General features: G+C 38.0%; 21 protein-coding genes. 10 read left to right on the top strand and 11 right to left on the bottom strand.

The window, feature by feature from the left end:
- Positions 1-104 precede the first annotated feature (104 nt).
- Entirely contained in the window at positions 105-2,156 is a 2,052-nt protein-coding gene (locus ACYVQZ_RS02370; protein WP_461239792.1) for a BglG family transcription antiterminator, read from the top strand.
- Positions 2,157-2,203: 47 nt separating this feature from the next.
- Here ACYVQZ_RS02370 and ACYVQZ_RS02365 read toward each other — a convergent pair whose 3' ends face one another.
- Positions 2,204-5,641, bottom strand: a complete 3,438-nt coding sequence (locus ACYVQZ_RS02365) for an Ig-like domain-containing protein (RefSeq protein WP_461239791.1) — start codon at positions 5,639-5,641, stop codon at positions 2,204-2,206.
- Positions 5,642-5,970: 329 nt separating this feature from the next.
- Between ACYVQZ_RS02365 and ACYVQZ_RS02360 the strand changes: the two genes are divergently transcribed.
- Complete coding sequence (locus ACYVQZ_RS02360; protein WP_461239790.1) at positions 5,971-6,468, top strand: GNAT family N-acetyltransferase; 498 nt, start codon at positions 5,971-5,973, stop codon at positions 6,466-6,468.
- A gap of 28 nt (positions 6,469-6,496) precedes the next feature.
- Here the strand turns inward: ACYVQZ_RS02360 and adhE are convergent, their stop codons facing one another.
- The 3 genes from adhE to ACYVQZ_RS02345 all read right to left on the bottom strand — a co-directional run bounded on the left by adhE (position 6,497) and on the right by ACYVQZ_RS02345 (position 10,573).
- Complete coding sequence (adhE, locus tag ACYVQZ_RS02355) at positions 6,497-9,100, bottom strand: bifunctional acetaldehyde-CoA/alcohol dehydrogenase (RefSeq protein ID WP_461239789.1); 2,604 nt, start codon at positions 9,098-9,100, stop codon at positions 6,497-6,499.
- Between the two features lie 311 nt (positions 9,101-9,411).
- Positions 9,412-9,942 carry a DUF1836 domain-containing protein gene (locus ACYVQZ_RS02350; protein ID WP_461239788.1) on the bottom strand — a complete coding sequence of 177 codons (531 nt, stop codon included), beginning with the start codon at positions 9,940-9,942 and terminating at the stop codon, positions 9,412-9,414.
- A 94-nt stretch (positions 9,943-10,036) separates the two neighbouring features.
- The gene (locus ACYVQZ_RS02345) at positions 10,037-10,573 is read right to left on the bottom strand and encodes a hypothetical protein (RefSeq protein WP_461239787.1); all 537 of its coding nucleotides are present in this window, start codon (positions 10,571-10,573) and stop codon (positions 10,037-10,039) included.
- 363 nt (positions 10,574-10,936) lie between these two features.
- Between ACYVQZ_RS02345 and ACYVQZ_RS02340 the strand changes: the two genes are divergently transcribed.
- The 3 genes from ACYVQZ_RS02340 (at position 10,937) to ACYVQZ_RS02330 (ending at position 13,385) form a co-directional block, all read left to right on the top strand.
- A complete protein-coding gene (locus ACYVQZ_RS02340; protein WP_461239786.1) occupies positions 10,937-11,851 on the top strand; it encodes a metal ABC transporter solute-binding protein, Zn/Mn family in 915 nt (304 codons plus the stop codon).
- Between the two features lie 9 nt (positions 11,852-11,860).
- Positions 11,861-12,130: a 30S ribosomal protein S14 gene (rpsN, locus tag ACYVQZ_RS02335; protein WP_461239785.1), complete on the top strand. Its 270-nt coding sequence runs from the start codon at positions 11,861-11,863 to the stop codon at positions 12,128-12,130.
- Between the two features lie 109 nt (positions 12,131-12,239).
- Positions 12,240-13,385, top strand: coding sequence for an ArgE/DapE family deacylase (locus tag ACYVQZ_RS02330; protein ID WP_461239784.1), 1,146 nt, complete (start codon positions 12,240-12,242; stop codon positions 13,383-13,385).
- A 182-nt stretch (positions 13,386-13,567) separates the two neighbouring features.
- On the opposite strand, the gene ACYVQZ_RS02325 is transcribed toward ACYVQZ_RS02330, so the two are convergent.
- The 3 genes from ACYVQZ_RS02325 to ACYVQZ_RS02315 form a co-directional block, all read right to left on the bottom strand.
- Complete coding sequence (locus tag ACYVQZ_RS02325) at positions 13,568-14,824, bottom strand: glutamate-5-semialdehyde dehydrogenase (protein WP_461239783.1); 1,257 nt, start codon at positions 14,822-14,824, stop codon at positions 13,568-13,570.
- Complete coding sequence (gene proB, locus ACYVQZ_RS02320) at positions 14,817-15,656, bottom strand: glutamate 5-kinase (protein ID WP_461239782.1); 840 nt, start codon at positions 15,654-15,656, stop codon at positions 14,817-14,819. The genes ACYVQZ_RS02325 and proB overlap by 8 nt, the downstream gene beginning before the upstream one ends.
- A 66-nt stretch (positions 15,657-15,722) precedes the next feature.
- Positions 15,723-16,262, bottom strand: coding sequence for an NAD(P)H-binding protein (locus ACYVQZ_RS02315; RefSeq protein ID WP_461239781.1), 540 nt, complete (start codon positions 16,260-16,262; stop codon positions 15,723-15,725).
- Positions 16,263-16,339: 77 nt separating this feature from the next.
- On the opposite strand from ACYVQZ_RS02315, the gene ACYVQZ_RS02310 reads away from it, so the two are divergent.
- Positions 16,340-17,293, top strand: coding sequence for an aldo/keto reductase (locus ACYVQZ_RS02310; RefSeq protein WP_461239780.1), 954 nt, complete (start codon positions 16,340-16,342; stop codon positions 17,291-17,293).
- On the opposite strand, the gene ACYVQZ_RS02305 is transcribed toward ACYVQZ_RS02310, so the two are convergent.
- The 3 genes from ACYVQZ_RS02305 to ACYVQZ_RS02295 all read right to left on the bottom strand — a co-directional run bounded on the left by ACYVQZ_RS02305 (position 17,290) and on the right by ACYVQZ_RS02295 (position 19,998).
- On the bottom strand, positions 17,290-18,159 hold the full coding sequence (locus ACYVQZ_RS02305; RefSeq protein WP_461239779.1) for an ATP-binding cassette domain-containing protein: 870 nt from the start codon (positions 18,157-18,159) through the stop codon (positions 17,290-17,292). The two genes, ACYVQZ_RS02310 and ACYVQZ_RS02305, sit on opposite strands and share 4 nt — an antisense overlap.
- 96 nt (positions 18,160-18,255) lie before the next feature.
- On the bottom strand, positions 18,256-19,341 hold the full coding sequence (locus ACYVQZ_RS02300; protein ID WP_461239778.1) for a PTS sugar transporter subunit IIC: 1,086 nt from the start codon (positions 19,339-19,341) through the stop codon (positions 18,256-18,258).
- Between the two features lie 186 nt (positions 19,342-19,527).
- The gene (locus ACYVQZ_RS02295) at positions 19,528-19,998 is read right to left on the bottom strand and encodes an RrF2 family transcriptional regulator (RefSeq protein ID WP_461239777.1); all 471 of its coding nucleotides are present in this window, start codon (positions 19,996-19,998) and stop codon (positions 19,528-19,530) included.
- A gap of 279 nt (positions 19,999-20,277) precedes the next feature.
- On the opposite strand from ACYVQZ_RS02295, the gene ACYVQZ_RS02290 reads away from it, so the two are divergent.
- The 3 genes from ACYVQZ_RS02290 (at position 20,278) to ACYVQZ_RS02280 (ending at position 23,089) form a co-directional block, all read left to right on the top strand.
- Entirely contained in the window at positions 20,278-21,645 is a 1,368-nt protein-coding gene (locus ACYVQZ_RS02290) for a hemolysin family protein (RefSeq protein ID WP_461239776.1), read from the top strand.
- A 195-nt stretch (positions 21,646-21,840) separates the two neighbouring features.
- Positions 21,841-22,311: a class Ib ribonucleoside-diphosphate reductase assembly flavoprotein NrdI gene (gene nrdI, locus ACYVQZ_RS02285; RefSeq protein ID WP_461239775.1), complete on the top strand. Its 471-nt coding sequence runs from the start codon at positions 21,841-21,843 to the stop codon at positions 22,309-22,311.
- 19 nt (positions 22,312-22,330) lie between these two features.
- Complete coding sequence (locus tag ACYVQZ_RS02280; RefSeq protein ID WP_461239774.1) at positions 22,331-23,089, top strand: NADPH-dependent oxidoreductase; 759 nt, start codon at positions 22,331-22,333, stop codon at positions 23,087-23,089.
- 51 nt (positions 23,090-23,140) lie between these two features.
- On the opposite strand, the gene gnd is transcribed toward ACYVQZ_RS02280, so the two are convergent.
- Entirely contained in the window at positions 23,141-24,046 is a 906-nt protein-coding gene (gene gnd, locus ACYVQZ_RS02275; protein WP_461239773.1) for a phosphogluconate dehydrogenase (NAD(+)-dependent, decarboxylating), read from the bottom strand.
- A gap of 151 nt (positions 24,047-24,197) precedes the next feature.
- On the opposite strand from gnd, the gene ACYVQZ_RS02270 reads away from it, so the two are divergent.
- On the top strand, positions 24,198-25,040 hold the full coding sequence (locus ACYVQZ_RS02270; RefSeq protein ID WP_461239772.1) for a MurR/RpiR family transcriptional regulator: 843 nt from the start codon (positions 24,198-24,200) through the stop codon (positions 25,038-25,040).
- The last annotated feature ends 26 nt before the right edge of the window (positions 25,041-25,066 follow it).

Below are 25,066 nucleotides of genomic sequence, written 5' to 3'. Positions count from 1 at the left end.
GATAAGATTATATTTATATCATACCTTTACAGCAAACGCTTACAAGTGCAATAATGGCATTGATAAAAGTGCAAAATGTTCACTAGTAGTGAGGAGATAATTTTTTGATTGAATTTACGAGAACGAAACATGGCAATGAACTGCTTGATCTGCTACTGCGATCAGATCAATATCAAAGCATTGCCGATTTACAAACTAAGCTGCATCTTTCAAGACGTGGTGTTTATTATTTACTCCGTCAGATCAATCAAGAACTGGTGAGTCAGCATCTTGATGAAATTTCGAATGTTCACAACATTGGTTATTTCATGACACAGTCAAGTAAAAAAATACTTAAAAAGTATAATAAAAAAGAACAAGATAAACCTTCTACCGTTTCAAAACAACAGCGGCAAACATTAGTTTTTTGGGAATTAATTAACGGTGCTTGCATTTCAATTAATGATATTGTTGCAAAATTTAACGTTTCTAACCACACAGCAATTTCTGATTTAACAGCAATTAAAACTCAATTAAAGAAACGAAATCTTGACTTAACACAAACGGCTAAGGGAAAACTATTAACCGGTTCTGAGGTTTCTATTCGAACTTTAGTCCTTGAACAACTGAACGATTCACAATCACTAATTTATGGTTTAATCGATCCTGATCCTGACAAAATTAACTTCATCCAAAATCAACTTCATGAATTAGAACAACTTTCAAAAAACTATTTCAGTGATGACGCGTTATTGATGATTAGTGAATTCACTCTTTGGCTTATTAATCGTCTTTCCAATTCCAAATATTTGTTAACTAAACGGTCTAATGCCTTAAAAATCACTAATCAAACCGCATTGACTTGGGCAAAAAATCTCTTAATCCACTACGATATTGTAAACGAATTTGAAGCAGCATTTCTAACACAAATTATTAACGCGAGTCAGTTTTATAAAGTTAATAAATCTGATGAGTTGATTCGTAAAATTGAACCTATCACACGTAACGTCATTGACAAATTTAACAACGTATCTGGGTCAAATATACCGCCCTATAAACTTGAAACCTCCTTATCTACCCATTTATTAAGTACGTTTTATCGTGCAACCTTTGGCATTAAATATACACACCCAAACCTACACTCCTTTATCCAAAATTATCATGAATTATTTATTTTTACAAAGATGGCGATTCAGCCGTTCGAAGATTTTGTTAATACGACATTATCAGATGATGAAATTGCCTTAATTGCTGTGTACTTTGGTGGTCAATTAAGGGATATCAATGAGCGTACTGATTCAACACCTGACGTGCTTTTGGTCTGTTCCAGCGGTATTGGTACTTCTGTTTTATTAAAAAATCAATTATCCCAGCGCTATCCGACGTTTAATTTCTCGCAGCCGCTTAGCGTCTTTCAATTTAAGAATTTTTCTCTGGATAACGTTAAATTAGTAATTTCGACAATTCAACTAGATGTTAAACTTGATATTCCAATTCTATTGGTCTCACCGATTTTGACAAATGATGATATTTCAAAAATCGATCGACGCTTAACGCAAACTCAAATTAATCAGCACTCGTCCTCAATTTTAAATGCAAATGCCATCATTGATATTATCAGTGACTATGTGCGTATAGAAGATGTTAGTGGATTAAATTCAGCATTGAATTATTATCTCGATGCAATTCGGGAGCGCGGTAAAAAAGTTATTGATCCCAAGGTTAATACGTCATTAGCTGATCTAATACCAACTGACCACATCACCTTTCAAAATCAACCTGAAAATTGGCAAAATTCAATAATCAATTGTTTTTCACCATTGCAACAAGATCATATTGTCACGGATGATTATGCACAACGAATTATCGGTTTAACTAACGAAAAGGGGCCTTATATGCATCTTGGAAATGGTGTTTTTCTTGCTCACGCAACTCCTAATGATGGCGTGAAGCAACTTGGAATTAGTTTGTTAATTTCAAAAGAACCCCTTCGAATTGATATTGAAAACTATGAGCCAACTAATATTAATCTCATTATCGGCTTAGCACCGATCGATCAACAAAGTCATTTAAATGCGTTAGCGGAACTTTTACAAAAATTGCAAAATAAAAAATGGCTAACGAGCCTTAAACAAGCAACTACAAGTTCACAGATTTTGAAACTCTTATCAAATTAAAAAAACGATTTTAAATTCATTAGAATTTAAAATCGTTTTTCATTACATTATTTTGCTTTTTTCTTCTTGAATCCAATAAAGGAAAGCATCGAAGTCAACAGCGTCAATCCAATAACAGCAGCTTGATTTTCTTTTTCATCAGTTTGTGGAAGCATTTGTTCTTTTTTACCTGAATTTGAAGAAGATTTTGCTGATTTATCTGTGCTGTCGTTTGCTTGTTGCATTGGAATAACAGTCACTTCAAAGGTATCACCTTGTATAGCATTTGGTAATGCAATAGTTGCCATACCCTTTGAATCTAGTTTACCTAAAACATTTCCATTTTCATCAACTAAGTTACCATTGCCATCAACGACAATTGTTATTGAGCCATTTGGATTTGTTTTATCAGTGATTTGAATTGTGTCACCAGGTTTTGCTGGTCCAACCTCTACAGTAACTGGAGCTTGTGCCGGAACATCAACTACCTTATTAACGGCATTTCCATTTCTATCAGTAACAGTAATGGTTAGCTTTTCACCATGCGGATCCACAGCTACCTCAGGGAGTATAAAGTTACCTGAGCCATCTGCGATAACCGTTTGTTTCATACCATTATGGTCTATCAAAGTAACCGTTGCACCTGGTTCAGTTACTCCTGTGATACTTGTCTTAGCACCGACATTTTTACCAACTGTTACTGTAATTGTTGGTTTCGTTGTATCTGGGTTAACCGTTACAGTGGTTGGTGTGGTATTGCCATTTATGTCGGTAGCCACCACATCCAAGTTCTCACCGGCTGGATTAACAGCGACGTCTGGAATACTGAAGCTTCCATCATCACCTGCAGTCGCAGTGTAATCTTTGCCGTTACCATCCGTCACAACGACGGTTGCGCCTGGTTCTGTTGTTCCTGTAATCGTGGTCTTACCACTGTCGTTAGTACCCGCGGTCACCTCTAAGGCTGGAGCGGTGGTATCTTCTGGCACCGTCACAGTTTCAGTGGTTTCATTACCATTTGGATCAGTCACCGTTACAGTGAGGTCTTCACCTGCTGGATCAACGACGACGTTTGGAATCGTGAAGTCACCTTTATCATCCGCTGTTACGGTGTGTTCTGTGCCAGCACCGTCGGTGATCTTAACTTCTGAACCTGGTTCCGTGGTTCCCGTAATGGTTGTTTCACCATTATTGTTGGTACCGGGATCTACCGTCACAGTTGGCTTGGTTGTATCTGGATTAACCGTCACGGTGGTTGGCGTGGTATTGCCATTTAAATCAGTAGCCACCACGTTTAGGGTGTCACCGGCTGGATTAACAGCGACGTCTGGAATACTGAAGCTTCCATCATCACCTGCAGTCACAGTGTAATCTTTGCCATTACCATCCGTCACAACAACAGTTGCGCCTGGTTCTGTCGTTCCTGTAATCGTGGTCTTACCACTGTCGTTAGTACCCGCGGTCACATCTAAGGCTGGAGCGGTGGTATCTTCTGGCACCGTCACAGTTTCAGTGGTTTCATTACCATTTGGATCAGTCACCGTCACAGTGAGGTCTTCACCTGCTGGATCAACGACCACATTTGGAATCGTGAAGTCACCTTTATCATCCGCTGTTACGGTATGTTCTGTGCCAGCACCGTCGGTGATCTTAACTTCTGAGCCTGGTTCTGTGGTTCCCGTAATGGTTGTTTGGCCATTATTGTTTTCATCAACATTGAAAACTGGTTTCGACACCAAGTGAACTGTAATTACATTGTCGCTTTCATTATTCGTGACAATAAACGATACTTTTGAATCTTGATTTGACGCAAGTCGATAATTTGCTAATTCCGGAAGGGTGCTCATTAGCGTACTGGTATCATACACAATCTCGGATCCAATTGCGCCAGTTGCTAGATCTGTTGCCAGCACTTTATTATCTTTATCAACAAACTTCACCTGCACATCGACAGCCTGCTGCTTATAAACTAAAGTAACAGTATTTTTACCAGCGCCATCTCCTGTAATTGTGTAAGTTGCATTATTAGGATCTACTAGTTCATAACCAACAATAACAAAGTTCTCATCATTATCGGCACTAATCGTAATTGTATCACCAAGTTGTCCTTGAACCGTCGTATCATCAGCAATTTTCGTTCCATCTGCTAGTTCATGTTGAACCAAAACATTTTGCAAAATAACGGGTTCTTTTCCAACAAATAGTTGTTCCGCATAGTCTAAATTGGCAACATCCCCAGTTGAGAACGTTGTCACTACATTACTGGATTCATACAAGATAGTTGTATCAACGTTACTTAATAGCACCGACTGTGCATCTTTTCCAGCTGCCGATACTGGTGTTGCCATAGAAATTGAATAACTATTCTGAACCGTGTTACCACCGACGTTTCCGAATTGCCCTGCATAGACATTTGTTTCATCTGATGGGCTAGAATATAAAGTCAAATTGCCATTCGTAATATATGCGCCATCAGCGCCATCTGCATAAATAGAAATATTATCATCATCATTTAATGCGGTATCCATCAGAACACCAAATTTAACGTTATTTAAAACTGTGGTTCCCTTGTTAAAAAATTTAAGACTATGTGAAATGCTTCCACTTAACTTAATCTGAACTTCTTCAGCAATTTGGATACCATTTCCACTTGTCATGACTTTAGCAAGCTTGGGACCACCAGCGGCATTTTCATTAATGTAATAGACAACATTATCCACATTGGTTGTTCCAAAACCAGTCATTTTACCATTACTATCGACATAAAAATATCTACTTGTATGACCAGACCCCTGCTTGAACGCATAAGTGTTTGCCGTTTGCTTGGGATCTTCTAAAGATTGAACTGTAACTGATACTAATGGTCTATCCGCCCCCGTCATAACATTACCCTGTGAATAAGCATACAGTGTAATTTTGTATTTGTTATCATTTGTCGTCACTGAAATATTGGCTGTCTTATCAGTCAATGTCCAATTTGAATCATTTTTGTAAATATCATTTAAGTCAGTAATATTGGCGTCCGCACTCGTTACGCTTCCACTATCTGAAGCACTGGTACTTGACATTGCAGCCACACTTACCGGTTTTGTAAGATTTCCATTATCATCTTTTGGTGCAGCGGTTAACGCTGTGTTCTTCAATTCATCAACTTCAGCTTGCGTATCTGCCACAACTGCTGCACTTGTACTTGCTGATGACGTTACGGCCTTCGTTGGTTCTTTCGCCTCACTTTGAGGATCGCTGCTGTCAGTATTACTTGCAATAGTAACAGTAGACTGATTAATTGTGTTTTGCGCACTTGAATTCGCAATTTCACTCGTAGCTTCAGTATTTGTATCAGCATGTACTTCTTGCGTACGCGCTAACTCAGATGCGCCAAAAGCAATCGAAACAACCCCAGCAACCAGCCAAAGCTTTCCCGCTTTATAAAGCTTATAATGTTCTTTGCGTTGCGTTCCATCATCAAATAATTTTTCTACTTTTTTCTTGCTATTTCTTTTCATTACTATCCTCCATTAACAGTAGTGTCTATAAATGTTAAACAGCGTTAACTATTTAGTAAGGCTACTTAACGCTTTAGTAAAAGACATTATAACCTATCATCTTCATAAGAGTCTACCCATTTGCTCAATTTAATTGTCAATTCCAAATTAATCTTGTTACTTTACTGGTGACCTATGGTATAGTATTAGTCAAGGTGCCAAACCTGGCAGGCCTTAAACGTCTGTCTGTACGTATTAATACGTACCCGCGTGAAATTTTTTTCACGCCACCATCACTAACGACTACTGGTGATGGTTTTTTTATACCTATTTTTGGAGGAACATCTGAAATGAAGATTCGAAAAATTCAACAGCAAGATGATGTTATATTGGCAACAATCATTAAAGATTCTCTTGAACACTTTCAACTAAACAACCCCGGTACTGCATATTTTGATCCACAGCTAACTCATCTTAGTCAATTTTATCAAGCATCTGACAAACGCGATTATTTTGTATTACTTGATCAAAATGATCGGGTTGTTGGTGGGGCCGGTTTTGGTGAATATCATGACCAAATCGCAGAATTACAAAAACTCTATATTTCGCCTAAATCACAAGGAAGTCACGGCGGCTATGCTCTAATTAACCAGGTAGAACTTGCCGCTACAAATGCCGGCTATATGCAACTATATTTGGAATCTCATCATGCACTAAAAGCTGCACTTCACCTCTATCAAAACGTTAATTTCAAACAGCTCAAACAACCATTACTACCCGGCCCTCATACCACTATGGATCGTTTTTTCATCAAAACAATCACTAAAAAAGACGAGAAAGCTAATTAGCCTTCTCGTCTTTTATTTGAACCCGAAATTATTTTTCTATTCCGTCACCGTCAAAATCTTGTTGCATGATCTCTTTCAAATCCGCGATTAATGGTTCCTTCGGATTAGCTGTTGTACACTGATCTTCATAAGCTAACTCAGCCATTTCATCAAGTGCACGGTCAAAATCTGCTTTCTTAACGCCATTGTCCTTCAAACTTAGTTTAATCCCGACCGCATGCGCTAAATCAATGAATTTTTGAATTAATCCTTGAATCAATTCTTCATCTGTACTACCTTGCACACCTACATAACGCGCTAAATCAGCGTAATCTTTATTGGCACGGAAATATTCATATTTTGGCCATGCTTGGATCTTGCGTGGTTCCTTAGCATTATATGCCACTACGTGTGGATAAGTAATTGCTATACATAATCCGTGAGGAAGATTAAATTCGCCACCTAATTTATGCGCAATTGAATGATTAATTCCCAAGAAAGCATTGCCAAAGGCCATTCCTGCAAGGGTTGAGGCATTATGCATTTCTTCACGTGCATGTGGATCACCATTGTATGAAGCCTCTAAATTATCAAATACCAATTTGGCTGCTTGTAGTGACCATGGTTTCGTATAATCGGAAGCCAATGCTGAGACAAATGATTCTGTGGCATGTGTCAACACATCTAGTCCTGATTCTGCAATGGTACGTTTTGGTACAGTTTCAATAAACTGTGAATCAACGATTGCCACATCAGGTGTGAGAGCATAATCTGCTAATGGATATTTAACGTGTGTTTTACTATCCGTAATCACGGCAAATGGTGTTACTTCAGAACCAGTTCCGGAGGTTGTTGGAATGGCCACAAATTTTGCCTTGTTGGCGCACTCTAATTTGTATGTGCGTTTTCTAATATCAAGGAACTTTTGTTTGGCACCAAAGAAACTGGCTTCTGGATGTTCATAAAACAACCACATATTCTTAGCAGCATCTAATGGTGAACCACCACCGAGTGCAATGATAGTATCCGGTTGAAACTCACGAATTTGACGTAAACCTCGTTCCACTGTATCAGTTGATGGATCAGGTTCAACATCTGAAAAGATTTCGTACTGGATCCGATCGCCATTGGCACGACGTTTCAATTCATTAATTACGATATCAGCATAGCCGTATTTCACCATGCTTGGTCCGGTAATCAACATTACTTTATTGACATCTTCCATATCTTCCAAATAACGGACAGATGTTTTTTCAAAATAAACTTTTGGTAATTTCACCCACTGCATATTATTTCTCCGTTTAGCAATTGTTTTGACGTTTAACAGATCAAAAGAAGAAACATTATGTGAAATTGAGTTTTTGCCCCATGATCCTGTCCCTAAAGTTAATGATGGAATCATTTCGTTATACATATTTCCAATACCACCGAGTGCCGAAGGTGTATTGACAATCACTCGACTAGCTTTCATCTTTAATCCATATTTTAAAATCAAATCATCATCTTCGGATTGAATGGCTGCCGTGTGCCCTAAGCCACCAAAATGCAAGAGTGCATCACAGATTGCAAAAGCTTCTTTTTGTGTTTTCGCATGATACATTGACAACACTGGCGATAATTTTTCTCTAGATAATGGTTCTTTAGGTCCAACTTCTTTGATTTCTGTAACTAAAATTTTTGTGTCTTCTGGCACTTTGATTCCAGCCAGTTGTGCAATTTTAACGGCTGACATTCCCGCAATTGGACCCTTAACGCCACCACGTTTTGCATCAAACATCGTATCGGCTAATTTCTTTTGGTCTTTCTTAGCAACAAAGAAAGCATTGTGGGCTTTGAATTCGTTTTTAACCTCATCATAAATATCATCGTCAACAACTGCACTATTTTCAGAAGCACAGATCATACCGTTATCAAAAGTTTTTGATAGTAAAATATCATTCACGGCTCGTTTAATGTGGGCCGTTTTTTCAATGTACACAGGACCATTACCAGGGCCAACACCCAATGCTGGTTTACCAGTTGAGTAAGCTGCCTTGACCATTCCTGGTCCTCCCGTTGCTAATACACTGGCAATGCCATCATGGTTAATCAAAGCAGTTGTCGCATCTAAACTGGGATGCGTAACCCATTGAATAATATTCTTTGGTGCACCAGCTTCGACAGCTGCGTCAAGTAAAATTTGTGCTGCTGCTTCGCAAGATTCTTGTGCCTGTGGATGAAAAGCAAAGATAATGGGATTACGTGTTTTTACCGCAATTAATGATTTAAAAATCGTTGTTGAGGTTGGATTGGTAACTGGGGTAATACCAGCAATAACTCCCAAGGGTTCAGCCACTGTTATTAATTGGCGCTCTTTGTCATCTTTGATAATGCCAACCGTTTTATCATTTTTAATGGAGTGCCAAATATACTCAGAAGCATAAATATTTTTAACTGCTTTATCTTCCATGACACCCCGACCAGTTTCTTCATATGCGAGTTTGGCAAGTAGCATATGCTTGTCTAATGCGGCCATTGCCATTTGATGAACGATATGGTCAATCTTTTCTTGGTCGAAGTTGTCTAATTGATCAAGTGCTGTGTGCCCATTTTCAACCAGCGTATTAATCATGTCATCAACATTCACTGTTTCTTGTTGTGGTTCTTTTATCATTTTCTCTTCCTCCTGTTTAGAAAAAAGTTTGTTAATCAATTCACAATTAACATTATAAACAAGATTTTTGAGTTGTAAAGTCATTGCATCTCAATAATTACAAATCGATAATTATTCATTTAAATAAAGGGTTTTCATTTCACAATTTAGTTTTCCGTGATTTCAAAACACATAAATAAAGTTTGTGAGTTTATTAACTAAGTGTAATCGCTTACATAAAAAAATAAATTTTTTTAGACATTTTTAAATTAGATGTCAAAATTAGGCTAATAAAAAACTTAGCTGCATATATTCAACTAAGTTCTAAGTCATTATTTTGTTTTTTTAATTTCTGTTCTCTTTGCTGTTTGTTCCATTAGTTTGAGTAAAGCTTCTGCTTTCAACTTCGTAATCACGCTATCAACGGCAATCTCCATTAGTTTTTCGTTTAATGTGTTCTTACCAACTAATTTCGGTTTTTCCTCATGACGAATGCTGGCCATCAACAGTTCGACAAAATGATCATACGCTTGTTTGGGATACTGACTTAACGTAACCTGATCCATTCCTGAACGGATGACATCAATTGGGAAACTAGCCTTTAACAGACTAATCACCAAAATATCAGCAATATGCATCACCTGATACTTTTTTTTAATGGGTGCCAAAATCGCCTTATGTTTAACATAGTTATTAATCATTGATGGTGTAATCGGATCTAAACCTAATGATCCAATCAAGTTATTAACGTATGCGACAACCTGATCCATATATAAATCAAACTTAGGTAATTCATCCCACATGGGAAAATTAACCTTGGCTAGCTCTGATTCGAATCGTTCAAATTGTTCCATCGTATTCATGATATCGACTCCTTTTAGTATTACAGATATCATAACTAACTTAGCTAGTTTTGTAAACTAGTTCACATCATCTTAAGATTCAATTTATCAACCCTTATTTCTCTATTTTATAGAGACACCAAACCATATCTGGGTGGTAAGTTTTAAGAATCTGATACTGATCACTACCAACTAAAGAATCATCACTCACAATGCTAAACCGGTAGCCATTTGCATCAAAACGATCAAAGGCGCTGGCCTTACTGCCAGCATAATGGATTGGAATGGATAATTGTTGGTCTTTCAAATAATGGTTTAATAAATTGGTTGTCGCTGGATGAATAATAGCCTTATTTTGCGTGAAATTCGGATTGGCAATTAAACATAAGGTCTTTAGTTCGTGATGAAAAACAGTTTCGATTGTTAGCCGATCCCAGTATTGGTAGGCCAATTCACGCCACCCAAAATCACTGTTTTGACTTTGATAAGCCGCTGGCAACAGTAAATAGTCGCCAGCAAATTTATGTAAGTTTTCAATGATATCATCAAAATTTTCATGTAAAACGATTTGATTTTTTTCTGCTCCCGGAATATGTTGGGAAGCTTCATAACTATCTGTAGATTTGGGACCTAATGTATGAACTGTTCTCATAGCGATAACCTCCATTGTTGACCAACTAAAAAACCACCAGACCTTTTCAACTTGCAAAAGATCTAGCGGTTTTGTGTTTTCCCGATAGAATCCAACCATATTTATCGGATGATTTCCTCAGACATGGACGCAAGTCAATTCGCGCCCACACCTGATTGTGCGGACGCTATCTAAAGAAATTAAACTTGAATTGTTGGTTGGCTTTTTTCATTGATGAGAACTCCTAGAATTTAATTGTTCTTATTAAACCAATCTTTACTGTAAATGTCAACTTTCAATAAATCGTAAGCTTTACTATTTACATCGAAGTAGAAAAAAAGTATAGTTAAACAGTAACAATTATCATTTAGAAAGAGGATTGACATGTTGCCACGGAAATTACCTCACCAGCTCGTTGGAATCATCGTCTTGTGCTTGATTCCGATTTTAGTGCTAAGCGGTTGTGCGCCCACTAAAAATAACAATGGACATCAGAAATTATCAATTGTCACGACAACCGATTTTTATGGTGAAGTGGCTAAAGCCGTTGTTGGTAATAAAGGATCTGTACGCTCAATCATCAACAAACCAGCGATGGATCCACACGACTACGAACCGACAACGCAAACAGCTAAAGAAGTCAGTAAGGCAGACTTCGTCGTAGCCAATGGCATTGGCTATGACCCATGGATTAATAAATTAGCTAATAATACGGAACATGCGCAGTTTATCAAAATTGGTAGTGACGTGTTGCATCGTCAAACTGGGGACAATCCCCATATCTGGTATGAACCGACAACAATGGCTAAATACGCGACTTATTTAGCTAAGCAATTGGGAAAAAAACAGCCCCAAAATAAACAATACTTTGCTAAGAATGCTAAAGCTTACATTCAATCGTTAGCTCCAATGCAACACGAATTTGATTCATTAGCACGACAGGCAAAAAAGGCTCAAAACAAAAATGTTTACGTGAGTGAACCCATCTTCGACTACGCCATTAATGCGATGGGCTATCATGTTGCTAACCAGCGTTTTGAAAATGCAGTTGAAAAAGGAACCGATCCGTCAGTGCAAACCATCAATCAAATGCAACAAGGTCTACGTCATCATAAGGTCGCTTTTTTCGTTTACAATAAGCAAGTCGATAGTCAAACCGTAAATAATTTGGTCACACTAGCCAAGAAAAAACATGTCCCCGTTCTTAAAGTTACAGAAACACTCCCTGCTCATCAAAATTATGAACAATGGATGACTAGTCAGTACAAAGAACTCAATCAAATTTTAAATCAAAAATAGGAGAAAAAAATGGCAAAAAAATCAAAAATCGCTAAAGCAGCAAAAATTCAAGCAACCGTGGACAAATATGCTGAACTTCGACAAACGTTAAAGCAAAATCATGACTATGAAGCTCTTAGTAAGTTACCACGAAATGCTTCACCCACTAGATTACACAATCGTGATCGCCTAGATGGTCGTCCACACGGTTATCTGCGTCAATTTGGTATGTCACGAATCAACTTCAGAAAATACGCACATGCCGGTCAGATTCCTGGCGTCAAAAAAGCAAGTTGGTAAAGCAAAAGCCTGTAATGCAAATTACAGGCTTTTTTATTAGAATTTAATTAGAAATACAACCTAGTAAAGTGTACACTAGTAGATAAATTCTATTGAAGAAGGCTTTCCAATGCAGCAACTAGAAAAAATTAATATTTTAAAAGATTTGATCAAAATTAATTCTGCCAATGGTAATGAAAAACAAGTTTCGACCTACTTAAAGACACTGCTCAACCGACATGGTATTGAAGATGTGCAATTAATTCCATATGATACAAATCGAATGAGTATCATTGCAAATATTGGTGACCCAACTGCCAAACGTGTTCTTGCCTTAGCAGGTCATCTCGATACCGTTGCAATTGGTAATATTGACAATTGGAAACACGATCCATTCAGTGCGTTGGAAGAAAATGGCACGATTTATGGACGTGGTAGCGCCGACATGAAATCTGGATTGGCAGCCATGGTCATCACAATGATTGAATTACATGAAAGTAAAACTAACTTGAATGGCCAATTACGGTTCATTGGTACTGTTGGTGAAGAATTAGGTGCCATGGGCGCACGCGACCTGACCAGCCAAGGTGCCGTTCACGATATTGATGCCATGATTGTGGGAGAACCAACAAGTGGTGACATTATTTTTGCACACAGTGGTTCATTTAATTACACCGTTAATTCCTATGGTAAAGGTGCGCACAGTTCATTGCCCCAATTTGGTAATAACGCCATTACGAATCTCACTAAATTCATCATTGCAGAACAAACTGCTTTTGACGGAATTCCCACTAGTGATGTCTTGGGGCCACTGGTTCACAGTGTCACCGTGATTAATGGTGGCCAGCAGGTCAATAGCATCCCCGAATTTGCCCAACTACAAGGCAATATCCGCCCCATTCCTGAATTTAACCCTGATCAAGTCACTAAACGTCTGCAGGACACGATTGATAAACTTAATCAAGAACCACAAAACCACCTGGAGTTAGTCGTCAACAATCGGTTTGAACCAGTTGTTAACGATCCAAATAGTGACTTTGTGCAATTGATTCAACGAGCACGGACGGCTGCTTTTTCACAACCGGCAAAGCTTGATGTCATTCATGGTGCCACGGATGCTTCTGAGTATATTAAAGATGATCATCATTTTCCGATGATTGTTTTGGGCGCTGGTAATTGGAATGATGCGCATAGTGTTGATGAAACTGTAAGTGTGGATAATTATTTGAAGGTTTTGGAGACTTATAAGAATGTTGCTGTTGCGTATTTGCAGTGATTAGTAAAGGCATTGATTCGATTTGAATCAATGCCTTTTTTTGTTTTTTGCTTTTTTATTGATTAAACGTGCTCCGAGCGACTGCTTCTTCCGGTTAACAGACTTTAAGTAAAATCCCAAACCCTGAAATTTCGCTTAAAGTCCGTTAATCCTCAGAAGCAACCTGTCGCTCTGCGCACTCTCTACTTTCTGGTCTGTCCATCCCCGTAAATAATATACTTCGTAGACGTCAACTCATTCAACCCCATTGGGCCTCTAGCGTGCAGCTTCTGGGTGCTGATACCGATTTCTGCACCGAAACCAAACTCAAAACCATCGGTAAATCTGGTTGAGGCGTTGATGTAAACACAAGCGGCGTCGATTTGCTGGAGAAATTGTTGCCCATTTTCATAATTATCGGTGATGATGGCCTCTGAATGTTTGGTGTTATAGCGATTAATATGTTCAATGGCTTCATCTAGGTTATCAACCACCTTGACCGCCATAATGTAGTCGTTATACTCACGACCCCAATCATCTTCGGTCGCTGACGTCATTGTTGGGACAATTGCGCGTGCCCGTTCATCGCCGCGTAATTCCACGTTGAATTTAGCTAATGCTTGTGCGAATTTAGGTAGATATTGGTCGGCTACTGCTGAATGAATCACAATTTTTTCCGCCGCATTGCAGACCGATGGTCGTTGCGTTTTAGCGTTGACAATGATATCTTCAGCCATTTTTTCTTGCGCAAATTCATCAACATAGATGTGACAGTTACCCGCGCCTGTTTCGATCACTGGTACTTTTGCATTTTCCACCACTGCTTTAATCAGTCGGCCACTACCCCGTGGAATCAAGACATCAATATAATCGGTTAACGCCATCATTTCGTTTGCAGTTTCGTGTGATGTATCATGTAAAATCTGAATAACATTAGCATCAAGATGCTCATTTCTTAAAACAGACTGCATGCACTCAACTAAATAAGCATTTGTCTGTAGGGCTTCTTTACCGCCACGCAAAATGACAGCATTGCCACTCTTAAACGTTAACGCAAAGGCATCGACAGTCACGTTTGGACGCGCCTCGTAAATAATGCCAATCACGCCTAATGGTACACGTTGCTTACCAATCATCAGACCCGCTTCATTTTTCCACATTTTATCGACGTTGCCGATTGGATCAGGCAGCGCTGCCACCTGTTCTAAACCGACTGCCATTTGTTCAACACGGTCTTCATCTAATGTTAATCGATCCACAAAATTCTGTGGTAACTGTGTAGCAGCAGTTAAATCTTTTTCGTTGACCTGCACAATTTGTGCTTTTTTCTCGCGTAAAGCCGCTGCCATTTTAAGCAAAATGGCATTTTTTTGACTGGTCTCTAGCTGCGCTAATTGTCGTTCAGCAACTTGTGCTTGTTGACCCATTTGAATTAAGTTATCCTGCTTTAAACTATCCATGCTGCTTCAGTCCTTCCATTGTGGTGAGCTGTGGTGTGAATAAAGTACCGATCTGACGTTGTGCCAGAATATCAAAAATAATTTTTGGATCTTTACCATTGGCAAGGACCATTTGTGCTCCAGAATCCATCATTTTCTTGGCAGCTTTTAATTTTGTCACCATGCCACCGGTACCAAATCTTGTACTGCTACCACTGGCAGAATCCAATACTTGTTGATCAATCTTATCGACTAATGACAGTGGTGTCGCATTCGGATTTTTATTTGGGTCTTCATTATAAAGACAATCGATATCTGATAAGACAATTAGAAGTTGCGCTTGAATTGAGGTTGCCACTAAAGCAGACAGTTGATCGTTATCACCAAATGTCGTTTTATGATCCATTTCATCAACGGCAACTGTATCATTTTCATTAACCACCGGAATCGCCTTTAATTTAATCAATGTTTCAAATGTATTCAAAACATGTTGGCGGCTGACTGGAAAATCCATGACATCGTGCGTCAACAGAATTTGCCCGATTTGTTGACCATAATTTGAGAAACGTTGATTAAAAATCGACATGAGCTCATTTTGTCCAATTGCCGCAATCGCTTGTTGAGCTGAAATATCTTCTGGGCGTTTAACCATGTGAAGTTGATTTAACCCCACACCAATCGCACCTGACGTGACCAATACAACCTCACGACCCTTTTGCTGGAGTGCGCTTAATACAAACGCTAACTCATCCATCGTCTTCAGGTTTAGTTGCCCACTGGGGTATATTAAACTACTCGTGCCAATTTTGATAACTACCCGTTTTGGGTCGACTAATTGAGGTCGTTGATCCATCTTTTTCACCCATCTTTCTTACAAGTTGATACTATTCTAATCAATTTTTCATTTTTAAACAACCATTTATAATCCACCAAGTCCAATTGAAGCATTTATTTCTCGATTTGATTCAATTATCTGTGCTAAATAATCAGCCACAAGGTCAGTCTGAACCTCTTTACCAGCAAACTTTTGTCCTTCTTTTGTCACAATAATCTGCGTCTCTTTTTGTGTTAATGGTGCTACTCGCACAATTGTGTACGGTAATTCTAGCTCATCAATCATTTTGATGGCATATTGTTGCCCTAATATAAGCTGTTGCGCCTCTTTGCCGTACCATTTTTGTAACAATTCTGGTTCAACTTCCTCGTTCACCCCGGCAACGGCGACCATTAAAATTCTTTGTGGCGGTGTTTGCCGTTGATCCAGTTGATCGACCAAATCAAAAACCTGCTGATCAGCCGTTTCGATATTTGGCAACCACACAAGTACATCGGCTGATTTGACATCATCCATACTTTGTTTACTTAATGTTGAATTAGTTTTCGCTTGTATTAACTTTTCATTAATCGATTCTGCTAATGTTTTAAATTCATTTTGTGCAATAATAACTACATTTTTCATTAGTATTTTCCTTTTTTCCCATTATTCAAATAATCGTGCTACACTAATGGCGAACCCATATTTAGGAGGATATTATTATGACACAACCATTAGTAAAGATCGGCCACTCAGATGTTGTTTCTACCCCGCTAGGGCTTGGAACAAACGCCGTTGGTGGTCATAACCTATTTCCCAATCTAGATGAAGATTTGGGTAAACAAGTCGTTGCCACTGCGCTTGATGGTGGTATCACTATGCTTGATACTGCTTTTGCCTATGGCAAAGGCCGCTCAGAAGAATTAATTGGCCAAGTGATTAAAAACTACAACCGCCATGATATTGTGATTGCGTCAAAGGCTGCTCATGTTTTTCATGATGATGGTACTGAAACAATGGAAAATGATCCACAATTTCTCACCGAATCTGTTGAACAAAGCTTAAAACGTTTAGGCACAGACTATTTAGATATTTTTTATATTCATTTTCCAGACGATCACACGCCTAAAAATGAAGCCGTAGCTGCACTACAAAAATTAAAACAAGCTGGTAAAATTCGTGCCATCGGTATCTCGAATTTTTCATTGGCGCAAGTCAAAGAAGCCAATCAAGATGGCTATGTTGATATTGTTGAAGACCAATACAGTTTAATTCATCGCGACAACGAAACAGAATTAATGCCTTATTTGAAAGAACACAACATTTCGTTTGTCCCTTATTTCCCATTAGCATCTGGATTATTAACTGGTAAATACAACAAGAATGCAGCGCTCAATCTTAAACAAGGCGACATTCGTCTGGCCAACCCCGATTTTAATGGTCAAAGATTCCAAACTATTATTGATAAAGTTGATTCACTCAAGTCAATTGCTGATGCCCATCAAGCGACAATTGCCCAAGTTGTTTTAGCATGGTATATGCAAAATCCACTCGTCTCAGTTGTCATTCCTGGTGCTAAACAACCGCAACAAGTTAAAAGTAATTTAGCAGCAATGAACGTTGAATTAACGCAGACGGAATATGACCTAATTGATAAAACTTTTCAGCAAATTTAAATGCCTGTCATTTCATTTTCAATCGTCGCATCAGTAATCCGAACATCAGTAATCGTACTTTGTTCAAGCAGCGGTAATAGCGATTGAATATTTCCTGCAAACAACAATTTGGTTTCGGTTTCGGTTTCTTGTAATATTGTGGCCCCAAGCGTTTCGGCAGTTTCAATAGGAAATCCATTACCCGTAATGGACACAAAGCTATCAACACTATCATGTGCTGGTAGCTCTTTTATTTTTCTGATTTGACCATGACGAAAATAAATCATTTTGTCAGTAAATAATTGCATTTCGGCGACACTATCCGAGACTAACAACACAATCGCATCCGTTTTTTTGACATAATCTTGCAATAACTGCCAAATTTGTTTTTGCTGATGTTCATTCATCTTATCGGTTGGCTGTTCTAATAAAATCACCTGTGCTTGCATCAAAATGGCTTGAATAATTGTGAGTTGCTGTAACTGAGCCTCATCTAACTGGTCAAGAGTCATTTTGTCGGTAAAGTTAAATTGATCCATGATTTGGAGCGCTTGTTTTTGCGAGACTGGATCCGTCCCTTTTTTTAAAGTCGCTGAAACAAATTTACCAATGGTTTTAAATTTACCTACCTCGGCATCCGGCATGATGTAAATAACCTGTTTTTGTAATTCTTTTTTATGCTTATTAGTCATTAAATCATTAACTGTGACTTGTCCACTGGTTGGTTTTTCTTCGCCTAAAATGAATCCATATAATAAAAGTAATGACTCAGACGCCGGTTTAATCAATGAAATTATTGATTGCGCTGGAATTTGAAGATTAATATCAGTCAAAACTGGTTCTTTTTTTACTTCTTTATTTAAATGATCAAAATTAATGGTGGCCACATTCATTACCTCGTTCAATTATTTCTTTCTATTATAAAGCAAAACACTTAACTTCACATCAAGCAAAGTTAAGTGTTTTTATTTAATAGTTATAATTTAAACAATTTCAAGATGTAAATCGTCGGCGTGGGCCCAGTGCATAACTCGCATGAAGCGGTATCCTGCAACAGAAATCACGGCTGGCAACAAAACACCACAGAACATAAATACCCAGAACGAATGCATATTCGTTGAAGCCAAATTAATTGGCGCAATCAATGAAGTTAACCCTAATCCACCAATTGTGTATGGAACACTGAAGTGGAAGAACATCGTTCCAATAGCGGAACTCACCATGGCTGCCACAAACGTTGGCAAGCATAACTGTGGATTTTTCAGTAAGTTCGGAAATTGAACTTTTGGTGTGATAAACCCTTGCGCAATGTTGGCACCCAAATTATTTTCTTGGAAGGACATTACCAGAAAACCGATAAATTGAGCAGAAGTTCCAATTAATGTCGCCCCTGAAGAAATTGGATTCAAGGCAATGGCGATTGCTAGAGCCGCTGAAGAAGCAGGCGTCATTAAAAAGATAGCAAAAGCAAGTGATAGAAGCATTGAACCAATCAATGGACTAACGGTCATAGCACCAGCAACCCATTTACTAAGGGCGTTCAAAGCAGGCGTTGTAACGGCCCCACATCCTAGTCCAAAAATAGTACCAACAAATGTTGAAGCAAGTGGCACAAGCATCATGTCTAGTGGTGTTTTACCTGTCAAAAACTTACCAACTAAGACAGCTAATAGACCTGCTAACACGGCACTAATTGGTTGACCAGTTGTAAATAACATGCTTGATGCTGCTTCATGCATTTGCCAACCTGTTGCTGTTGTTCCATTTACTGCGGCAGCTGTGAAATAGACACCATTGGCGCCGACAGTTGCTGAAATCATGGCACTAAACATAACTAATGTATTAACTTTTAACTGTGAAGCCACTGCTGCACCAAATCCAGCTGGTAAAAGCACTTGTGCGATTGCCCCGATTTGGTAAAGTTGGTTCCAGTGAACAATATTGGCAACTGATTGGAATAATAGCCCGACACCCAGCATAACTAAAATAGCGTTTGACACCGCAGCTGAAACGTTGTAAACGTAATCTTTCACAGACATTTGGTTGTCTGCAACCTCTGTATTTTGCATATGTATGTATCCTCCTTATGTGATTAGTTCCCGGTAAAGCTATGTATGTATAAATTAAAATTCAATGAGAACTTGTTAGTTATTTAATCATTTTTTAATTTAGTTGTCAACGACATATTGCAAATTATTTTATTGTAACCGTTATCTTTTTTTGCAAAATAAAAACTCTTCATTATTTGAAGAGTTCTAAACACTTTTTTGTTCAACTAGTTTGATAAAGTAGCCGTGTTGTGAAATATCTTTTTTTAAATCTTCCATTGTAAATTGATGGTAAAATTTACGGTAATCTTGATCCGCCAGTGTAAACAGATCCGTTAACGTTTCCTTAATATTACTAGCAATTCGCTTTGGATCTGGATTGTCGATTTCTTTAGAATTTCCTGTGATAAATTTAGCGTAACTGATCGTCGGGGGAATCGTTAGATCGTACAGTTCACCAACATTATATTCAGCCAGCGTTTTACTCAATTTATATCCGCCATTTTTGCCAACGGTACCGTCAACATAGTCGTTTTTATGAAGCAATGACAAAATATTTCTAATCATGACCGCATTTAGATCTAACGATTGCGCGAGTTCACGACTGGAAATCCGTCGATCTCGATTACGATCCAGATACAATAGACTGTGTACGGCCACCGAAAAATCAAGGCGCATGAGATATCCTCCTAAAATCTTTTTTACATACTTAGTTATACCAATATATTGGCCAAAATGCTATTATTTCACGCATAAAAGCATTAATTAGTGGCATTCTCTCATTTAAAGCCATCATATGTTAAAATATTGTTATCATGGTATTAGAAATAGTTATAAATTATTTCTAATGATACCGTTTTTTCTTGCATTTGTGTGAAATAGAATGTAGGATATTTGAATATCAATTAAATGACGATTGCTCGTCATTAAGTTAATGACAGAAATGAGGAATACTTGTTGGATAGTGGTCAGATAATAATCAATCTTGTGATTATTCTAATTACTTTTTTGTTCGCGGCGTTTTTCGTTGCCGCCGAATTTGCGCTTGTACAAACACGATTGACAGCTTTAGAAGAAGCTCAAGATCAACGTGATAAACCATCTACTAAAATTAATCGTGCTATAAAAATGGTGACAAACCTTAATGAATACCTTTCAACCACTCAGGTTGGTGTTTCAGTTTGTGGTATTTTACTAGGTTGGATTGGTGAATCCACCATTGAAACACTATTACTAAGTGTCTTTGATCTTTCCCATGTCCCTCTTGCTAACGCTGGTATGCACGCTCTTGGTGCAATTATCGGGGTGCTTGTTTTAACTTATTTAGAAGTGGTCTTTACCGAAATTGTTCCTAAAAACATTGCCATTGATATGCCGATGAAAGTGATGATGTTTATCACGACGCCACTCCATTGGTTCCATATTTTATTTTACCCATTCGTTTGGCTGCTCAATAGTTCATCAAACGGTGTAGTTAAACTGATTGGCTTAAAACCCGCCGATGAATCAGATGAAGTTTTATCTGAAGGTGAAATTGTCAGCTTAACGCGTAACTCTGTGCGTGGTGGTCAATTAGATAAAAATGATTTACTTTATATGCAACGTGCATTTGAATTAGATGATAAAACTGCTAAAGATGTCATGGTTGATCGAACCCAGCTTACGGTTATCGACATCGATAGTTCTATTAAAGAAGCTATCCAAATTTACATTACTGAAAAATATAGTCGTATCCCCGTGGTTGCTGAAAATGATAAAGATAAAATTATTGGCTACATTTTTAATTATGATTTAATTCGCCAATCGCAAACCGACTCTTCCATTTCATTAAGTAAGCTAATTCGTCACATTTCAACTACGCCCGAATCAACACCTATCACAACTGTCTTGCAACAAATGATTCGGACCAGAACACCGATTGTTGTGGTTGTGGATGAGTATGGTGGTACCAGCGGTATCGTAACTGACAAAGATATCTATGAAGAATTATTTGGGACGGTGCGTGATGAAATTGACGACGTTTCAGATGAAATCATTTTCAAACAACGTGATGGTTCCTACAAAGTGAACGGTAAAACAACTACTTATGATTTCGAACGATATTTCAACGTAGATATTAAGGATTTTGATCAATCAGAATCCGTTACGATGACAGGATATATCATCGATAATTATCCAAATGTCCACGTTGGTGACGTTATTCAAATTCAAAATTTTACTTTTGAAGTGTTAGATTACGAAAACTCTTACATTAATTGGTTTAAAGTTTCGCAGTTAGAACCAACGGATAATGATGACGCAGTTGAAGACACAGATAAGTCCTAAAAGTAGCTACGGCTACTTTTTATTTGACCCTATTTTTCATTTATCTTTCGATAAGGAATTCTTTTGTTAATTATTAATCAATCGATAAGATAAATGTTTACTAATAGACGATCAACTGATAAGATAAATATGTATTATTTTTACGTTTAGACGTGTAGAATGGTTTAAGGACACTACAAATAAAGGAGAATCAATATGGACCCCATTCATATTTTATATGTTTCAATTGAAGGCAACACCCGATCTTTTTTAAATCGTTTAGAAGCATATGCTAAACAGCAGCATGCCCTCGATGTAAAAAATCCAGAAATCGACGCTAAAGAAATTACAGAACAAACTGATTTTAATGATGAACGTGCACACTACTTTGCCTTTGTTCCAACCTATCTAGATGGTGGAAATGGAATTGACTCTGGCGTCAAAGAGTTAATGACCAACGTTTTAGGCGAATACATCGATTATCACAACAATGCACGGATGTGTGTAGGAGTGATCGGTAGTGGCAATCGTAACTTTAACGAACAATACTGCCTCACTGCAAAACGCTATGCTAAGCGATTTAATGCGCCATTTTTATCAGATTATGAATTACGTGGCACATCAGCTGATATTCAAAAAATTTACAAGGTTCTCGTAGACCGGACAAGTGATCTTGTTAATGCTTAAAAAATAAGAGGGTGTTGTTATGGTTTCAAATGATGCAATTGAAGCAATGTTAAATCATCGTTCAATTCGAAAATTCACAGCCCAACCACTTGATCAACAAACAATCGACACTTTACTACAAGTTGCATCTCAAAGCGCCTCTTCAATGTTCATGCAGCAGTTCAGTATCATTAGCGTGACTGATTCTGCCTTAAAAATGCTCATCAAAGACATAACCGGACACTCATCTGCATTAAATAATGGCCACTTATTCATTTTTATCGCTGATCAATACCGTAATGAACAAATTGGTCAAAAAGAAAATGTTGATACGACGCTACTTGGCCAAACTGACCGTTTGCTAGCTGGTATTTATGATGCAACAATTGCTGCCCAATCAATTGTGGTAGCTGCCGAAAGTATGCAATTGGGAACGGTCTATCTTGGTAGTCTTCTAAATGATGCCCAGCAAGTCATTGATGCATTTAAATTACCACGACTAACTTTCCCAGTTTTTGCACTAGCACTCGGTTACCCAGATGATCAACCAGAATTAAAACCACGCTTGCCATTAGCTGCTGTTCATTTTGAAAATCAGTACCAATTACCATCAAATTATGAGCAATTATTAGACCAATATGATCAGCAATTACAAAGCTACTATGAACATCGATCAAGTCATTCACGGGCAGAAACTTTCCGTCATAATATTATTCGACAAATGACAAAATCACCAAAAAAGCGCAAAGACTTGTTTAATGTTCTACAAAGTCAAGGATTTCTGACAGAGTTGAAATAAAAAAATCGACCGTTTGGTCGATTTTTTTGTTCTAAATTATTTAAAATTGGATTATGACTTATAGTCCACTGCGTGACCACCAAAGCCATTCCGCAAAGCAGCGACCACTTTACCAGTAAAGGTGTCATCTTGCATTGAACGGTAACGCATCATTAATGACAATGCAATCACTGGGGTTGGTACTTGTAGATCCAAGGCTTCTTGGAGTGTCCACTTTCCTTCGCCAGATGAGTGCATGCGACCCATTAATTGGTCTAAGTTTGGATCCTTGGCAAAAGCATCTTCAGCTAATTCCATTAACCAGCTACGAACAACTGAACCATGGTTCCACATTTTAGCAACAGCTTCATTGTCATAATCGTATGGGCTTTGTTCAAGCACTTCAAAGCCTTCACCAATGGCTTCCATCATACCGTATTCAATACCGTTATGCACCATCTTAAGGTAGTGTCCTGAACCGGCTTTACCTGTATAAAGAAAACCATCTTGTTCAGAAATTAATTCAAAAATTGGACGCAGATATTTGTCAAAGGTTTGTGCATCATCGCCACCAATCATGAAGTTTCCAGCATTTAGTGCACCATTTTGGCCGCCAGAAGTCCCACAATCAAAGAATTTCATTTCAGCAGCTTTAACAACTTCATTATCATTTAATGAATCGTGGAAGTTCGAATTTCCACCATCAATGATAATGTCATCCTTGTCAAGAAGTGTGGTTAACTGTTTGATAGTTGATTTAGTTGGATTTCCTGCAGGCAACATCACCCAGGCAATTTTTTTATCTGTTAAATTAGAAACTAATTCTTCAAGACTGTTGGCAGGAACAGCACCAGCTTCTTTAGCCGCTTGCACATTACTGGAATCTAAATCAAAACCAACGACTTCGATGCCATTACGAATCATATTTTTTGTTAAGTTAAGACCCATCTTACCTAAACCGATCATTCCAACACGCATATTCTAAATACCTCTTTTTCATTTATTGTTATGAAGTCATTATATGAAAATAACTAGCAGAAATCAACTAAAATAAATGAAAATTGTGAAAATATTTTTTACCTGTTATAATAAATAGTATTCAGTTTACAAGTGAAAGAGGTAACAAATAATGGCCCTCCAATTAATGGAACGTCTCTCTTCTAAATATAATGACCTTGGCTCAAGCAGCCGAAAAGTTGCTGATTTTTTAATCAACAACTTGGAAGACTGCCACGATCTTTCTATTCAAGAATTTGCGCAAGCCAGTGTTTCGTCAGTTTCTACAGTTTCACGTTTTGCTAAAAAACTCGGTTATTCCAATTATCCGGAATTCCAGCTGGCAATTGGTCAACAAATCGCTCAGCCGGCAATTATCTCTGCGGACATTAACAGCGAAGATCCTAATATTTTAGTCGCACAAAAAGTGTTTAGTTCAAACAGTTCGTCATTAAATAAAACACTTGATCTTCTTAGCGAGGCCTCCCTCAATAAAGCAGTTAGCTTGATTGAAAACTGCCATAGTCTTAGTTTTTTTGGATTAGGTGCTTCCGATGTGGTCGCACTCGATGCTTACCATAAATTTTTGCGTACGCAAGTGAACGCCGTTTTCAATACAGATTATCATATGGCATTGATGCAGGCTGCTAAAATGGATGACCAAGATTGCGCCATTGTCATTTCCCACTCAGGAAGAAATTTGGATACCTTAAAAATGGCTAAAATTTTAAAGAACAATCATGTACCAATGGTTGTCATTACCAGTTTTTCATCTTCTGAACTTGCCAAATTAGGTGACGTCACATTCTACTCCGTTTCCGACGACTCAAAATATCGCTCACAGGCATTGTCTTCATTAATTTCGCAAATGAGTATCGTTGATTGCCTGTACATGTCTGTAATGCGGGATGAATCCGATAAAGCAAGTCCTAAACTTGCTAAAATTAATACCGTTATCAAACAAACACGTGAATAAAAAAGCTTTTCTTCTGAATGATTTGG

It is taken from the genome of Paucilactobacillus salsurae (genome assembly GCF_054784995.1).
Note: the sequence above shows the minus strand (reverse complement) of the source record. Positions and strands in the feature narration are given on the sequence as shown.

Excerpts from the sequence above, each read along its gene's own strand:
- ACYVQZ_RS02365 (WP_461239791.1), bottom strand. The coding sequence starts at position 5,641 with ATGAAAAGAAATAGCAAGAAAAAAGTAGAAAAATTATTTGATGATGGA.
- ACYVQZ_RS02360 (WP_461239790.1), top strand. The coding sequence starts at position 5,971 with ATGAAGATTCGAAAAATTCAACAGCAAGATGATGTTATATTGGCAACA.
- adhE (WP_461239789.1), bottom strand. The coding sequence starts at position 9,100 with ATGATAAAAGAACCACAACAAGAAACAGTGAATGTTGATGACATGATT.
- ACYVQZ_RS02350 (WP_461239788.1), bottom strand. The coding sequence starts at position 9,942 with ATGAATACGATGGAACAATTTGAACGATTCGAATCAGAGCTAGCCAAG.
- ACYVQZ_RS02345 (WP_461239787.1), bottom strand. The coding sequence starts at position 10,573 with ATGAGAACAGTTCATACATTAGGTCCCAAATCTACAGATAGTTATGAA.
- ACYVQZ_RS02340 (WP_461239786.1), top strand. The coding sequence starts at position 10,937 with ATGTTGCCACGGAAATTACCTCACCAGCTCGTTGGAATCATCGTCTTG.
- rpsN (WP_461239785.1), top strand. The coding sequence starts at position 11,861 with ATGGCAAAAAAATCAAAAATCGCTAAAGCAGCAAAAATTCAAGCAACC.
- ACYVQZ_RS02330 (WP_461239784.1), top strand. The coding sequence starts at position 12,240 with ATGCAGCAACTAGAAAAAATTAATATTTTAAAAGATTTGATCAAAATT.
- ACYVQZ_RS02325 (WP_461239783.1), bottom strand. The coding sequence starts at position 14,824 with ATGGATAGTTTAAAGCAGGATAACTTAATTCAAATGGGTCAACAAGCA.
- proB (WP_461239782.1), bottom strand. The coding sequence starts at position 15,656 with ATGGATCAACGACCTCAATTAGTCGACCCAAAACGGGTAGTTATCAAA.
- ACYVQZ_RS02315 (WP_461239781.1), bottom strand. The coding sequence starts at position 16,262 with ATGAAAAATGTAGTTATTATTGCACAAAATGAATTTAAAACATTAGCA.
- ACYVQZ_RS02310 (WP_461239780.1), top strand. The coding sequence starts at position 16,340 with ATGACACAACCATTAGTAAAGATCGGCCACTCAGATGTTGTTTCTACC.
- ACYVQZ_RS02300 (WP_461239778.1), bottom strand. The coding sequence starts at position 19,341 with ATGCAAAATACAGAGGTTGCAGACAACCAAATGTCTGTGAAAGATTAC.
- ACYVQZ_RS02295 (WP_461239777.1), bottom strand. The coding sequence starts at position 19,998 with ATGCGCCTTGATTTTTCGGTGGCCGTACACAGTCTATTGTATCTGGAT.
- nrdI (WP_461239775.1), top strand. The coding sequence starts at position 21,841 with ATGGACCCCATTCATATTTTATATGTTTCAATTGAAGGCAACACCCGA.
- ACYVQZ_RS02280 (WP_461239774.1), top strand. The coding sequence starts at position 22,331 with ATGGTTTCAAATGATGCAATTGAAGCAATGTTAAATCATCGTTCAATT.
- gnd (WP_461239773.1), bottom strand. The coding sequence starts at position 24,046 with ATGCGTGTTGGAATGATCGGTTTAGGTAAGATGGGTCTTAACTTAACA.
- ACYVQZ_RS02270 (WP_461239772.1), top strand. The coding sequence starts at position 24,198 with ATGGCCCTCCAATTAATGGAACGTCTCTCTTCTAAATATAATGACCTT.